Below are 14,763 nucleotides of genomic sequence, written 5' to 3'. Positions count from 1 at the left end.
AACACTTAACTTATTCAAAGACAAAAAGATTACACTGAAATAATATGTGTAATCTTTTTTAATAATACCTTGTAATTTATAAAGGCTAAGTTTTATTCAGCATCTTTTATGCTAAGTGCTATTTTTCTATTTTCTTTATCAATACTTAGTATTATACATTTAACTTCTTGACCAATAGATAAAACTTCACTTGGATGTTTTATATGATCGTGGCTTATTTTTGAAATATGAACTAAACCATCTATACCTGGCTCTAATTCAACAAAAGCACCAAAATCATTAATTCTAACTACCTTTCCTAAAACAGCTGAGCCTTCGCTATACTTTTCATCAACAACACTCCATGGTTCTGGAGTTAGTTCCTTAATACTTAATGATAATTTTTTTGTTTCTTTATCTAAGTTTATAATCTTAACATCTACAATTTGACCAATTTTTAAGACTTCCTCACAAGATTTTATGTGACTCCATGAAATTTGTGATAAATGAATTAAACCATCAACACCATCAACTTCTGCAAAAGCACCAAAATTTGTGAATCTCTTAATTTCAGCTTTTACAATATCACCAACTTGAAGAGAATCCCAAGTTATAGCCTCCTTTTTAGCTTTAGCTTCTTCTAAAAGAATCTTTCTTGAAGCAACAATTTTTGAAAGATTTTCTTTTGAAAAATCTATAAGCTTAACAGCCATTTCTGTTCCTACTAGGCTTTCTTTATCTTCTACATATTTAATATCAATTTGCGAAGATGGTATAAATATTCTTACACCATTGTAGTATGCAACTAACCCTTTTTCTTTTGCAGCAGTTACTTTGATTGTTAATTCTTCTTTGTTTTCATATACTTTTTCTAAGTATCCTAAAGCTTCGTCTTTTTCAAATTCAAGTCTTGATAAAACTACATAGTTATCTTCGTTTTTTAATTTGATAACTTTAGCCTTTATTATATCTCCAACTTTGATATTGCTTAATACTTCTTCAAGCTTTTCTGCTGATGTAAGTTCTTTAAATGGAATAACACCATCTGATTTATATCCTATTAAAGATATTACTACAACATCATTAGTTATAGATAAAATTTCACCTTCTACTTCATCTCCAATACGAAATTTTCTATCCATTTCGTTCATTAACTCCAATTGATTTTCCATTTTTCTATTCCCCTCCAACTTATCAATAACTTCCTTTATAATCCAATCTGGAGTTGATGCTCCAGCTGTTATCCCAATTTTTTCGAATGATTCGTTTTCAATAAATTCTTTTGGTAATTCGTTCACATTTTCAATGTGTATAGTATTTGTACAATTACTTTTAGCTATTTCATAAAGCTTTGTTGTGTTTGAACTATTTTTTCCTCCTACAACAATAACTGCATCACTAACTTTAGAAAGCTCATCAATACTCTTTTGTCTCACTTCTGTAGCTGAACATATTGTATTAAATGATAAAAGTTCCTTAACATGTGGAGTTAAATTGTTAATAGTATTTTTCCAATTTTCCTCTTTTTCAGTAGTTTGTGACACTGCACATACTTTGTTTGGAAGTTCTTCATTAAACTCACCATTAGTTGTTACTATTGCTTCATTGTTACACCAACCGTTTATCCCCGCAACTTCCGGATGTTTTTTATCACCTAAAATTACAATTTTATATCCCAAAGAAGAATATTTATTAACCTTCTTCTGTATATTCGTAACGTAAGGGCAAGTTGCATTAACCACTATAAAATTTCTTGCTTTTAGTGATTCTATAACTTCACTTCCTACTCCATGGGAACGTATTACTATTACATCGCCTTCTTTTAACATATCAACGTTCTCAAATTCTACTGAATATATATTATTTTCTTCTAAAAATTTAACAACATCATTATTATGAATTAAAGGTCCTAATGTGTATATCTTTTTACTATACTGCTTTTGAATTTTAATTGCTTCCTCTACTGCTCTTTGAACTCCAAAGCAAAATCCAGCATTTTCAGCAAGTGTGATTTTTTTCATAAAATTTCTCCTAAGTTAAATCAATATAATTTTATTTTAATATATTTTCAATATAATTACAAATTATTTCAGTAACTTCATTTATATTGTAATTTGAACTATCTATTTCTATTGCATCATCAGCTTTTCTTAATGGATCAACTTCTCTTGTGCTATCTATAGTATCTCTTCTAATTATTTCATTTAATATTTCATCATAATTAACTTCAAGACCTCTTTCAGTTAATTCTTTAAATCTTCTATTAGCACGTTCTTTTGCACTAGCAGTTAAAAAAAATTTGAATTTTGAATCTTTTAAAACCACAGTTCCAATATCTCTTCCATCCATAATAACATTATATTTTTCTGCAATATTTCTTTGTAACTGAACTAACTTAGATCTAATTTCTGGTATAGATGCATAGTTTGAAACTATTGCACTTATTTCTGGCATTGTAATTTCTTCTTGCACGTTAATTCCGTTTAAAACTAAATCATCATTTTCAAAATGAATTTCCATAGTATCAACTAATTTTACTAATTTTTCTACCTCTTCTGGCTTAATATGTTTACGTTCGGCCATTAAAGCAACTGCTCTATACATTGCTCCGGTATTTATATACATAAGATCAAATTTCTTTCCTACTATCTTTGCTATAGTGCTTTTCCCTGCACCAGCTGGTCCATCTATTGCAACTGATATTCTCATATTATACCACCTTTCAAAACTATATATTATTTTTATACTTTAAAATTATATAATCATTATTGAAAGTTCACAAGTGTTATAAATATTTTCCTGCCAAATATCCTGTAGATAATGCTATTTGTACATTATATCCACCTGTAAAAGCATCAATATCTATAACCTCACCAGCAAATGATAAGTTATTAATAATCTTTGATTTCATTGTTGAAGGATCTATTTCTAAAGTAGATACACCACCTGAAGTAACTATTGCTTCTTCTAAAGGTCTCAACCCCTTTACTTTACCTTTTATACCCTTAATAACACTTACAAGATTTTTTCTTTCTAATTTAGTAATTTCATTAACCTTCTTATAGTCATCTATCTTTGAAAGTTTTATTATTAATGGAATCATTTTTTGTGGTAATAAATCATCTAATGAATTTCTAAAATCCTTATTAATATATTTTTTAAAATCTTTTTGTACTCTTAAATCTAGCTCTTTATCATCTAAAGATGGTTTTAAATCAATAGAAATTGAATATGTATCTTTATAATCTATATATCTTGATCCTGAAAGTACTATAGGTCCAGATATTCCATAAGAAGTAAATTTCATTTCTCCTTGATTTGAATATTTAACCTTATTCTTACTATCTAGTATATCTAACTTAACATTCTTTAATGTTAAGCCCATCAATTCTTTAAACCAGTCTCCATTTAATTCAACTGGTACCAATGAAGGTTTTAAATCAATTATTTTATGTCCTAGTTTTTCTGCTAAAACTTGCCCTTCACCTCTTGAACCAGTTAAAGGATAGGATGCTCCACCAGTGGCAATTATAAAATAATCAGCACTAATTTTTTGATTATTATTTATTTCAACTGATTTTATTGTATTATTTTCAAAGAATACATCTGTAACTTTAGAATTTAATTTAATATCCACCTTAGCCTTACTTAGTTTTTTAGATAAAGCTTTTATTATATCTGAGGATTTATCAGACTCAGGGAATATTCTTCCACCACGCTCTATCTTTAATTTTGTTCCTTCACTTTCTATCATTTCTATAACATCATTATTAGTAAATGAATATAAAGCACTATATAAAAAATGCGGATTACCAGGAATATAATCAAAAAAGTCGCCAATATCTTTACCATTTGTTATATTACATCTTCCTTTTCCTGTGATAAATAACTTTTTAGCTATTTTTTCATTACCATCAACTAAAACAACATTATGGTTTTCAGCAGCTGTGATGGCAGCCATTATACCTGCTGGCCCTGCTCCTATTACCATTACCTTAGACATAATCTTTTCTCCTTTATGTTAAAAATTAAAGGAATTAACTTTTGCTAATTCCTTTAGTGTTACAATTACAATATTTTTTTAAAATTCATCATCATTATTATGATTATAAGAATATACATTATATTCTTTCCAAATCTCTTCCAGACTGTTAAAGGTAGTTGAAACACTTTCTTTCTGTCTTAATCCTACTGCAATTAGTAATGCATTAATAACAGACAATGGTGCTACTAATGAATCAACAAAGGAAGCCATATTGCTTTGAGCAATTAAAGAATAGTCTGCTCTTTGTGCAAGTGGTGATATGATGCTATCAGTTAAAGCAACAATTGTAGCTCCCCTATCTTGTGCAAAACTTAATACATCAATAGTTCTATTAGCGTATCTTGGGAAGCCTATTCCTATTACAAGGTCACCTTCACCTATATTAATCATTTCTTCAAAAATATCAGAAATACCATAACCTACAGTTTTTACATTCTGCAATATTACATTTAAATAAAATCCTAAAAATTCTGCAAGAGCCATAGAACTTCTAAGTCCAATGATATAAATTCTTTTTGCTTCAAAAATATTATTTACAACATCTTCAAATGTTGAATAATTTATTTTTTCCATAGTTGCTCTAATATTTTCCATATCAGACTTTAAAACACCTTTAAGCGTATATCCATTACAAATATAATCGTTTGATAAATCAAGTCTTTGAACAGTTGTAAGCTTATTTTTAATCAGTTCCTGTAAAGATTTTTGTAAACTTGGATATCCAGAGAAACCTAGTTCAATAGCAAAACGTACTACTGTAGATTCAGACACCCCCACCGAATTTCCAAGTTTAGCTGCAGTCATAAATGCAGCTTTATCATAATTTTTAAGTATATATTCAGATATTAATTTCTGGCCCTTACTTAGTTTAGGAAACTTATTATGAATAATGGCCATTAAATCTTGAGCTTCATCGTTGTTGGTTTTATCCATTGTTAAATCCTTTCTTTTTTCAAATAATCAGCTTAAATTATTTTAGCACTTATAATAAATATTATCAATTATATTATAAATTTAAAATTCTATTTTTCAATATAATATCAATTTCATTTCTTTTCTATCACTATTAATAATGGTGCCGATTTTGCTCTATTTAAATATTCATGAAGCATGACTCCATATATGTTTTTAGGTAAGCTTCTTACATACTCCATGATAAAGTTTTCTTCATTTTTCCCTTCTGAATGTCCCCTATAAATTGCAATAGTCATTATACCGTTACTATCTAGAAGTTCTAATCCGGCTTCAATACTCTTCATAGTAGTTTTTGCTAAGGTAGTTATTTCTTTATTACTACCTGGAAGAAATCCTAAATTATACATTATGCAGTTTACCTTATCTTCTATAACATATTCATCAAATTTATGGTGAGAATCATTTACAACAGATACATTTTTCCTATTTTTAAGTTTATAATTTAAGCAAGCTTCTTCTTGAACATCAAATGAGTAAACTTTTTCAAACCTTTCGCACAGAAAATCTGTATCATATCCATTTCCTAAAGTAGCATCTATGGCTATAATTTTTTTTTCTAAATGATTTTCTATGATACTATGGGATAAATCGCTAATATCAGAAACATATTTAAACATAATTTATAGCTCCTTTATATATTGAAGTTCTTCTTTTGTCAGTTCTCTATATTTCCCCTGTTGTAAATAACCTAGTTTTAAATCACCTATAGATACTCTTTTTAAAGAAATAACTTCATGATTAAGAGATGAACACATTCTTCTTATTTGCCTATTTTTCCCTTCGTAAATAGTAATTTCTACAGTAGATATATATGAATTTTTTACTAAATCTTCTGAAATAATTCTTATCTTTGCTGGTGCTGTAACATATCCACCAATATCCAATCCTTTTTCAAACCTTTCCATATCTTCTTTTGAAAATACACCTTTACATTCAGCTATGTACTTTTTATCGATTTTAACTCTTGGATGAATTATATTATTATATATATCACCGTCATTAGTTAATAATAAAAGGCCTGAACTATCATAATCAAGTCTTCCTATTGGATATACTCTTTCTTCAACCTTAACAATATCTAGGATAGTCTTTCTTCCTTTTTCATCTTTTACAGATGTAATAACTCCCTCAGGCTTATTAAGCATTATATATACTTTATTTTCCTCTGGAAGTATTCTTTTGCCTTCGTATTCAACTATATCATCTAAAGTAACTTTAGTACCTAGTTCATTTATAACTATTCCATTAACCTTTACTTTCCCAGTTAATATTATTTCTTCGCATTTTCTTCTAGATGCAACACCACATCTAGCCATATACTTTTGCAATCTTTCTTCCATGTTTTTCACTCCATTATTCTTATTCAAGCTAATTATATATTTTACTGACTGTTAATACAATATATAAATTTCATCTAAATTATTAGCTTTATTTATGTTTAAGTTTATATCATATTTTTCGCTATTATATGGTAAAATATATAAATAATTTAAATAAAGATTATATTTTATAAAATTGGGGGTGTATTATGTATATTGATGAAGCAAAAAAAGCAAGAAAAAGAATTGAAGATATTATAGTTAAAACGCCATTATTACATAGCGATATTTTTAGCAAACTTTCTTCAAACAATGTGTTTATGAAATGTGAAAATCTTCAAGTTACAGGGGCTTATAAGATTAGAGGAGCTCTTAATAAAATCTCTCAATTATCTAAAGAAGAAAAAATTAAAGGAGTAGTATGCTCATCAGCTGGAAACCATGCTCAAGGAGTAGCTTATGCGTCTTCAATATTGGGAATTGAATCTACCATTGTAATGCCTAAAACAACGCCATACTTAAAAGTGCAATCAACAAAGAATTATGGTGGAAATACAGTTCTATTTGGTTCATATTATGATGATGCTTTTTTAGAAGCAAAAAGAATTGAAAAAGAAGAGGGAAAGGTTTTTATTCCACCATTTGATGATTTTGATATAATATATGGTCAAGGGACTATTGGTCTAGAAATCCTAGAGGACTTACCTGATGTAGACTATATAATATGTCCAGTAGGTGGCGGTGGTCTTATAAGTGGTATAAGCTTAGTTGCAAAATCTTTAAATCCTGGGATAAAAATTATAGGTGTTCAAGCTTCTGGAGCTCCTTCAATGTATGAAAGTATTAATAAAGGTGAAAGGATTACCTTGGAACAAGTTAACACCATAGCTGATGGTATAGCTGTTAAATCTCCTGGGGAAAAGACTTTTGAAATCATTGATAAATATGTTGATGAAATAGTTACTGTAACGGAAGGTGAAATTGTTGATGCATTCCTATTATTAAGTGAAAAGCATAAACTTTTAGGAGAAGCGTCAGGAGTTGTTTCTCTAGCTGCTCTAAATAAGTTAAACTGTAAAGATAAAAAGATTTGTTCAATAATAAGCGGAGGTAATATTGATATGCTTACAATATCAAATCTCATAAATAACGGCCTTGTTTCTGGAGGCCGACTATTCTGTTTCTCAGTGGAGCTACCAGATATTCCAGGACAATTAGTTGATATTTCTCAAATATTATCTGAAGAAAATGCTAATGTAGTCAAGCTTGAACATAATCAATTTAAAGCAATGAATAGAATTAATAATGTTTTACTTGAAGTAACAGTAGAAACTAATGGTCATGAACACATTAATAAAATCATTAAACACTTTAACAGTAAAGGATATAAAATCAATATTATGTATAAAGGATAATTGATAATGAGAATTAAAAAAACAGTATCAGAGGATACTGCTTTTTTGTTAAGCTCCGTATATAGAATAATACTCTTCTATTTTAGCTTTTATTTCATCATCAATATAAACTTTTCCATTTACTTCTCTATTATATAGGTATTCAACAACTTCCTTCATTGAAACAATTGCATAAGTTGTGATACCAAAAGTTTCTTTTATTTCTGCTTGAGCTGATTTATCACCTCTACCTTTTTCCATTCTATCAACTGATATAACAAGCCCTTGAATTTTAACATCGCCTTGAGCCTTTAAAATAGGAGCTGTTTCATATATAGAAGTTCCTGCTGTCATAACATCTTCAACAATAACTACTCTCTTAGTGTCATCTAATTTAGCACCTAACAGTATTCCGCCTTCACCATGATCTTTTACCTCTTTTCTATTAGAGCAGTACTCAACATTTAAATCATATAGCTTATTCATTGATATTGCTGTTGTAACTGTTAATGGTATTCCTTTATAAGCTGGTCCAAAAAGTACATCAACTTCTTTACCAAAATATTCATTTATAGCCTTTGCATAAAACATTCCTAATTTATCTAACTGTTCACCAGTTGTATAATTTCCTGTATTAATAAAGAAAGGAGTTTTTCTTCCACTTTTTGTTATAAAATTTCCAAATCTTAAAACATTGCTTTCTACCATAAATTCTATAAACTCTTGTTTGTATTGTTCCATTATAAGCTTCCCTCTCAATTACGTATATTTTTCTAATCAATTGTAACATTAATCGTAAAAAAAGCCAATAAATTTATTTTTTTAACAAATTCTCGGTAATTGTTCACCTTTCATTGGAAAGCATTTAATTTTAGCACCAATAATTGTCTCTAAGTATAAATTCTTCTTACCATCAGCAATAACTTCTCCGATAATAGTAGCTTCTTGTCCTTCTTGGCTATTTCTTAATAAGTTTAAAACATCTATAGCATGCTGGTTGGAAACAATAATGATAACTTTTCCTTCATTAGCCATGTACAAAGGATTTAATCCTAATAAATCACTGAACTCCGATACTTCTGAACTAATAGGAAGTTTATCCTCATAAATAAGCATCTCTTTGTTAGAAGCATCAATTATTTCTAATAGAGTTGTAATAACTCCTCCCCTAGTAGGATCTCTCATCACTTTTATTTCTGATGAACTATTTAAAATACTTTCTATTATGCCATTTAAACTTTGACAATCACTTTTTAGAAGAGAACTTTCACATAAATTATTCCTTTCATTCATAATGGCAGCTCCATGCTCACCTATTGTACCACTGATTATTATCTTATCACCTACTTTAATGCTTCTCATTCCTAATGGCCTATTTCTAGATATCACCCCTATGCCTGTGGTATTTATAAATAGCTTATCACCATTCCCATTTTCTACCACCTTTGTATCACCACATACTATTTTGATATTAGCTTTCATTGCTTCATGACTGATTGTTTTTATTATTTCTTCAAGTTCATTTATCGCTAGTCCTTCCTCGATAATAAGTGAAAGTGATAAATATAAAGGAATAGCTCCCACTACTGACAGATCATTAACTGTTCCACAAATAGATAATTTTCCTATATTACCGCCATTAAAAAATATGGGATCAACCACAAAACTATCTGTAGTCATGGCAATTTCTCCTGATATTTTACCGAGAGTAGTAGCGTCATTTTTTTGCAAAAGAAATTCATTGCCTAAATATTTAAAGAATAACTCTTCTATTAATTTATTTGTTTCTTCTCCACCACTTCCATGTGATAACTGAATAAAATCCATTATTACCAATCCCTTCTATACTTATAGTAATTATTACATGTGCCTTCATTAGAAACCATACAAGGTCCCATTGGATTGCTCGGTGTACATATTCTATCAAAATATATACATTCCATTGGTGTTTTCATTCCTTTAATTATACTTCCACAAAGACATTTACTTGAAATTTCTATATTGTTAAATTTAACTCTAAACTTTTTTAATGCATCATACTGTTCATAAGAATCCTTTAATTTATAGCCACTATCACTAACTTCACCCAGTCCTCTCCAAAAGCTGCTATCTATATCAAAAACCTCTTCAATCTTTTTCCTAGCTACAATATTACCTTCTCTTTTTACTACACTCTTATAATAATTAATGCAGGTATACTCTCTTTTTTCTGCCATCATAGATAATTTCAAAATACTTGCCAAAATTTCAGCTGAGGTAAATCCTGAGATAACCATTGGTATATTGTATTTCTCAGCTAAAGACTTAAATTCCTGGCTTCCAGTTATAGCACAGACATTCCCTGGGCATATTAAGCCATTAATTCCTATATCTTTATCTTTAAGAATATATTCAATGATAGGTGGCATTCTCTTAATTGCTACAATAAAACTCAAGTTACTTATATTTTTCACTTTTGCCCTAATTAAAACATCGGCATATATAGGTACAATTGTTTCAAAGCCAACAGCTATAAAAACTATTTCATTTCCCTTATTACACTCTGCTAAAGTTAATAATTCTTCTGGAGAATATATAACTTCAATTTTCTTTCCATTTGATTTTTCTTTTAATAAACTACTGTGGCTACCAGGAACCTTAAGCATATCTGCAAAAGTAACTATCACTACACCTTTATCTAACAAAGCAATAGCACTATCTATATAATTGATTTCAGTTACACATACAGGACATCCTGGTCCTGAAATAAGGTGTATATTTTTAGGCATAACTCTATCAATACCATACTTATAGATTGACATTGTATGTGTTCCACATACCTCCATTATCTTCATTGGCTTTTTAAGATAATCATTAATCTTTAGTATTATATCTTTAGATAAATTTATATCCTCCACAAGCTTAAACACTATTTTTTTCTCCTTCTAACACCGTTAATAACTCTTTAAAAATTTTTAAGGTTTCCTCAGCTTCAGCCTTTTCAATCTTAGTAATTGCAAATCCCGCATGCACTAAAATATAATCTCCTATATTTAAATTAGGAATTAAAGTAGTTACAATATTCTTTTTTATTGTGCCGAAGCTTACTAAAGCATTACCATCCTTTATTTCCATTACTTCTCCTGGCATAGCAACACACATATAATCACCCCTCTACATATTATTGTATAATATTGGAAAATGTTTTTAAATAGCTTTTCTTAGAATTTATATAAGCTTTATAATTTTATCTTTAGAATCAATAAGAACTTCAGCTCCCATTGGTAGTGTTAGAGATGGCAAACTATGTCCACAAGCAACTCCTGTAATTATAGGTTTTCCTAAAGGTTTAAGCAACTCTTCAATAATTTCAGAAATTGTTAAGCTTTGCTGTGGCTTAGAAGCTTTACACTTTGAAAAATAACCTAAAATAATACCTGAACAAGCATTAATTTTTTTAGCTTGAATAAGTTGAAGGAGCATTCGATCAATTTTATAAGGTTCTTCAGCAATTTCTTCAATAAAAAGTATCTTATTATTAGTATCTATTTCATTATCTGTACCTAATGATGAACATATTATTGAAAGGTTTCCTCCAGTAAGCTTTCCACATGCTTTTCCCTCAACAATAAATTTAATTTTTTTACTCCGAGGATTATATAAATTACCCTTAAGGTCATTGGCAAAAATCATTTTTTTTAAACTATTTAATGTAAATTTATCTATTCCTTTATATAATTCCGTTGCTGGCATTGGTGCATGATAAGTAATCAAATTACATCTCTGATTAATAGCAATATGAAGCATAGTAATATCACTATAACCAAATAGTGCCTTAGGATTTTCCTTAATAGCTGTGAAATTTATCTTATCAAGCAATCTTGCGCAACCATAACCACCTCTTAAAGCATAAACAGCCTTTATATCTTTATTGTCAAACATTTCATTAATATCATCAGCTCTAAGAATATCTTCTCCTGCAAAATATCCATGTTCTAAGGTACAACTTTTACCTAATATTACTTTAAGACCTAAACATTCTAAAGCATTAATTGCTGATTCAAGTCTATCTTTTATTATTGGACCTGCTGGAGCAACATATCCCACCTTATCGCCATTTTTTAATGGAGTTGGCCTAATCACATAAACACTTCCTTTAAATATCTTTCTTTGTAAATATATTTAAATAAATAATATATTAGAATTATTCAATAAATAAAAGTCATCAGCTAAAAAACCAATGACTTAGATACATACGCTAATGGGAATTATTAAAATTGTTTCTCCTTCAATTTTAAATTTAGGTTGACTAGGTAATATTATTCCAGAGTCATTTAAATTATTGCCTATATCACAGCAACAATTAAGAAGATTTTCGTAAAATAAAGGCTGTCCCGTTTTTCTTAGTAAATGAATATTGTCATTTTTGCTACATATTTTAACTACTTTCCCTATAACTTTGCATGGGCATTCTACTTCATCAAATATATTTGAATAAGTATCAAAAAAATTTTTATTATTTACTATCACTACAATATCATTTCCTTCAGTCTTAATAATTAAATCTTTTGTATTATTGCTAGTAAGTAATGTTTTTAAATGTGCCATCTGCTTAAAAACAAGCTGAAAATTATTTAATATCTGTTCATTGCAATTACAATATTTTTTCATTTCAGATATTCCAATACAATTAATAGCATCATAAAATACATCTAAATATGCTAGTACCGACTCTGAACTTATACTTCCTGTAATTTCAATATAATCACCTACCTTTAAATCCTGATTTTTTCGCCAATCACCTGTAATACTTTTTAATAAATTAGAATTAACTAAACTATTCATAAGCTGTGAATGTAATTCGAAGCTTGTATAAATTCTTGTAAGCTCCTCTTCACGCCTACAAAATCTACGTCCATCTAAATTCTGCCTATTTTCTTTTCCTTCAGTAGTATTGCAGGCGTTATTAAAACTCTTCCCTTTATAACCGTCCCTTTCATCTTTCATTTGTCTATCTTCCTGAAAATATAAATCTTTATCTGTAAAATCAACTCCAGCAGAAATAGTTCTATCTTCTATCCACTTTGAAGTTCGTCTTTCTATATATCCATTTATAATAAGAGAATTCAAATTTTTAGTAAGGCCTTCATCAAGGTAAATTAGCAAGTCAGTAATATCCAAGATTAATAACACCCTTTCTTAGAGTATTTATTATAGATATTTTATTCCAATGCAAAAATAAATGTTACAATAATAAAATAAGTACCTATGCTTATTTACTTTAGCATAGGTACTTGCTATTATAAAATCTCTATTGAATTCATATCTAACTTATAAGTAACATCTTTTCTTTCAACAATTAAATTTATCTTTTCCTTTAAATTATTATCTTCTTTAATTTTACCAATTAATTCTTTTGTAGGATTTATGGCAAAAGGACAACTGACTGATTTAAACATTGTATAATCGCCAGAAGTATCTCCATAAGCATAACTATTATTTAAATCAATATTATACTTTTCTACTAATTCATTAATAGCTTTTTTCTTGCTATTTGAATCCCACATTGGTATTACTTCTCCATTATATTTTCCATTTTCATCAACCTCATAAATAGTGCCTCTATAATCATCCATATGGTATTTTTCAGACATTTCTTTAACTAATTCTATTGGGGAACCAGAAATTGCAATAACAATATGTCCTTGATTTTTATGCCATTTTATTCTTTCTCTTGTGAAAGTATATACTCTATCACCTTTTTGCTCAATAACTTTTCTGGCTATATGCTTAATATGTTCTTCCCCAGTTCCAATTATGGCTTCCATATATATATCTACCATTTTTAATAGATATGTATCATAATCTCCTTGTCTTTTATCCCAGCTGATATATGCAGGTCTTACTTCATTTTCCCACTTTTCTTTATCAACTAATTCATATTTAATTATCTTCTTAAATACTTCTGTTATTAATCCTTCTCTATATATTGTTCCATCAATATCAAAAAATGCTGCAATTCTACTCATATCTTACTCCTTTGTTTATATACTTTAATTTAACTATATATTACATCAACTATTAATTCAAGAAATATTAAAAAACAAATGAAAGCAAAATACTTAAAAATAATATTACCACTATCACAATAAGTGAAAGTAACGTAGGAATTGTTATATTGAAGAAGATAAGCAATAACTTTATCCCTGTAAATATTAAGATACACCCTACTCCATATTTTATCCCCTTAAACATACTATTAAGCTTAGATAGAATAAAATAAAGACTTCTTAGACCTATTATTGCAAAGATATTTGATAAATATACTATTACCACATTGGTAGTAATAGAAAATATCGCTGGAATGGAATCCATTGCAAATATTATATCCGAAGATTCAATCAGTAGTAAAATTAAAAATAACGGAGTTGCATAAAGTTTAGTATTCTTTCTGATGAAAAAGTATTCACCTTCTATTTCATCTGTAAAAGGTATAATACCTTTTAAAAATTTAACTATCTTTTTATCGCTATAATTAGTAGACTTATCTTCCTCTTTTATCATCATTTTAAAACCACTAAAGATTAAAATCACACTAAAAATGTAGGTTACAAAATGAAACTTATTGATTATTGTTATACCTAAGAAAATAAATATAAATCTTAGAACCATAGCACCTATTATTCCATAGGTTAATACTCTTTTTTGATACTCTTGTGGTATATTAAAATTGGTAAAAATCATGAGAAACAAGAATAAGTTATCTACACTTAAACTTAACTCAACTACATATCCCCCTAAATATTCTAAGGCAACTTCTTTACCTGAAATAATAAACACAATAAAATTTACAATGATAGATATACTTACCCAAAATATAAAATTTCTTACTGCTTTTTTTACTTTCATCATATACCCCTCAAAATTATATTCCCTAAATAATTTATATGTTGAATACATGAAATTTATTTCTTAATATCTCTATCTTCTATTTAATATTATTTTGCTCTTTTGACCAACTTTATACCACATAAAAAAGTGGCTTTCGCCACGCTCCCTTCGGGAATTTAAT

The 14,763-nt window shown here is 28.4% G+C and carries 15 protein-coding genes; 1 reads left to right on the top strand and 14 read right to left on the bottom strand.

The window, feature by feature from the left end:
- Positions 1-92: 92 nt before the first annotated feature.
- From Q5O29_RS08180 to Q5O29_RS08155, 6 genes are all read right to left on the bottom strand, one after another.
- A complete protein-coding gene (locus Q5O29_RS08180) occupies positions 93-2,000 on the bottom strand; it encodes a bifunctional 4-hydroxy-3-methylbut-2-enyl diphosphate reductase/30S ribosomal protein S1 (protein ID WP_022212473.1) in 1,908 nt (635 codons plus the stop codon).
- 31 nt (positions 2,001-2,031) lie between these two features.
- A complete protein-coding gene (gene cmk / locus Q5O29_RS08175; protein ID WP_022212472.1) occupies positions 2,032-2,688 on the bottom strand; it encodes a (d)CMP kinase in 657 nt (218 codons plus the stop codon).
- A 76-nt stretch (positions 2,689-2,764) separates the two neighbouring features.
- On the bottom strand, positions 2,765-3,982 hold the full coding sequence (locus Q5O29_RS08170; protein ID WP_022212471.1) for an NAD(P)/FAD-dependent oxidoreductase: 1,218 nt from the start codon (positions 3,980-3,982) through the stop codon (positions 2,765-2,767).
- 78 nt (positions 3,983-4,060) lie between these two features.
- Entirely contained in the window at positions 4,061-4,957 is an 897-nt protein-coding gene (locus Q5O29_RS08165; protein ID WP_022212470.1) for a MurR/RpiR family transcriptional regulator, read from the bottom strand.
- A 113-nt stretch (positions 4,958-5,070) separates the two neighbouring features.
- Complete coding sequence (locus tag Q5O29_RS08160) at positions 5,071-5,616, bottom strand: class I SAM-dependent methyltransferase (protein WP_022212469.1); 546 nt, start codon at positions 5,614-5,616, stop codon at positions 5,071-5,073.
- 3 nt (positions 5,617-5,619) lie between these two features.
- Positions 5,620-6,339, bottom strand: a complete 720-nt coding sequence (locus Q5O29_RS08155; protein ID WP_022212468.1) for a pseudouridine synthase — start codon at positions 6,337-6,339, stop codon at positions 5,620-5,622.
- Between the two features lie 188 nt (positions 6,340-6,527).
- Here Q5O29_RS08155 and ilvA point away from each other — a divergent pair, with 188 nt between their 5' ends.
- Complete coding sequence (gene ilvA, locus Q5O29_RS08150) at positions 6,528-7,733, top strand: threonine ammonia-lyase (protein ID WP_022212467.1); 1,206 nt, start codon at positions 6,528-6,530, stop codon at positions 7,731-7,733.
- A 48-nt stretch (positions 7,734-7,781) separates the two neighbouring features.
- Here the strand turns inward: ilvA and pyrE are convergent, their stop codons facing one another.
- From pyrE to Q5O29_RS08110, 8 genes are all read right to left on the bottom strand, one after another.
- The gene (pyrE, locus tag Q5O29_RS08145; protein WP_022212466.1) at positions 7,782-8,453 is read right to left on the bottom strand and encodes an orotate phosphoribosyltransferase; all 672 of its coding nucleotides are present in this window, start codon (positions 8,451-8,453) and stop codon (positions 7,782-7,784) included.
- Positions 8,454-8,534: 81 nt separating this feature from the next.
- Positions 8,535-9,539: a hydrogenase expression/formation protein HypE gene (gene hypE / locus Q5O29_RS08140; RefSeq protein ID WP_022212465.1), complete on the bottom strand. Its 1,005-nt coding sequence runs from the start codon at positions 9,537-9,539 to the stop codon at positions 8,535-8,537.
- A gap of 2 nt (positions 9,540-9,541) precedes the next feature.
- Positions 9,542-10,621 (bottom strand): hydrogenase formation protein HypD, encoded by a 1,080-nt coding sequence (gene hypD / locus Q5O29_RS08135; protein WP_022212464.1) that lies wholly within the window; start codon positions 10,619-10,621, stop codon positions 9,542-9,544.
- Entirely contained in the window at positions 10,614-10,853 is a 240-nt protein-coding gene (locus tag Q5O29_RS08130) for a HypC/HybG/HupF family hydrogenase formation chaperone (protein ID WP_022212463.1), read from the bottom strand. Before Q5O29_RS08130 ends, hypD begins: the two co-directional genes overlap by 8 nt.
- A 66-nt stretch (positions 10,854-10,919) precedes the next feature.
- Positions 10,920-11,834 carry an LD-carboxypeptidase gene (locus tag Q5O29_RS08125; protein WP_022212462.1) on the bottom strand — a complete coding sequence of 305 codons (915 nt, stop codon included), beginning with the start codon at positions 11,832-11,834 and terminating at the stop codon, positions 10,920-10,922.
- A 102-nt stretch (positions 11,835-11,936) separates the two neighbouring features.
- A complete protein-coding gene (locus Q5O29_RS08120; RefSeq protein ID WP_302631944.1) occupies positions 11,937-12,872 on the bottom strand; it encodes a hypothetical protein in 936 nt (311 codons plus the stop codon).
- Positions 12,873-12,991: 119 nt separating this feature from the next.
- Positions 12,992-13,720: an HAD-IB family hydrolase gene (locus Q5O29_RS08115; RefSeq protein WP_022212460.1), complete on the bottom strand. Its 729-nt coding sequence runs from the start codon at positions 13,718-13,720 to the stop codon at positions 12,992-12,994.
- Positions 13,721-13,787: 67 nt separating this feature from the next.
- Entirely contained in the window at positions 13,788-14,600 is an 813-nt protein-coding gene (locus Q5O29_RS08110; protein WP_302622950.1) for a TerC/Alx family metal homeostasis membrane protein, read from the bottom strand.
- Between the last annotated feature and the right edge of the window lie 163 nt (positions 14,601-14,763).

Source organism: Clostridium sp. CAG:265 (assembly GCF_000436575.1).
Lineage (GTDB): Bacteria > Bacillota > Clostridia > Clostridiales > Clostridiaceae > Clostridium > Clostridium lentum.
The sequence above is the reverse complement of the archived record's forward strand: the minus strand, read 5'-3'. Positions and strand labels throughout refer to the sequence as shown.

Coding starts and splice junctions, on each gene's coding strand:
- Q5O29_RS08170 (WP_022212471.1), bottom strand. CDS start 3,982: ATGTCTAAGGTAATGGTAATAGGAGCAGGGCCAGCAGGTATAATGGCT.
- Q5O29_RS08110 (WP_302622950.1), bottom strand. CDS start 14,600: ATGAAAGTAAAAAAAGCAGTAAGAAATTTTATATTTTGGGTAAGTATA.
- Q5O29_RS08165 (WP_022212470.1), bottom strand. CDS start 4,957: ATGGATAAAACCAACAACGATGAAGCTCAAGATTTAATGGCCATTATT.
- Q5O29_RS08115 (WP_022212460.1), bottom strand. CDS start 13,720: ATGAGTAGAATTGCAGCATTTTTTGATATTGATGGAACAATATATAGA.
- Q5O29_RS08180 (WP_022212473.1), bottom strand. CDS start 2,000: ATGAAAAAAATCACACTTGCTGAAAATGCTGGATTTTGCTTTGGAGTT.
- ilvA (WP_022212467.1), top strand. CDS start 6,528: ATGTATATTGATGAAGCAAAAAAAGCAAGAAAAAGAATTGAAGATATT.
- Q5O29_RS08160 (WP_022212469.1), bottom strand. CDS start 5,616: ATGTTTAAATATGTTTCTGATATTAGCGATTTATCCCATAGTATCATA.
- cmk (WP_022212472.1), bottom strand. CDS start 2,688: ATGAGAATATCAGTTGCAATAGATGGACCAGCTGGTGCAGGGAAAAGC.
- hypE (WP_022212465.1), bottom strand. CDS start 9,539: ATGGATTTTATTCAGTTATCACATGGAAGTGGTGGAGAAGAAACAAAT.
- Q5O29_RS08130 (WP_022212463.1), bottom strand. CDS start 10,853: ATGTGTGTTGCTATGCCAGGAGAAGTAATGGAAATAAAGGATGGTAAT.
- pyrE (WP_022212466.1), bottom strand. CDS start 8,453: ATGGAACAATACAAACAAGAGTTTATAGAATTTATGGTAGAAAGCAAT.
- Q5O29_RS08155 (WP_022212468.1), bottom strand. CDS start 6,339: ATGGAAGAAAGATTGCAAAAGTATATGGCTAGATGTGGTGTTGCATCT.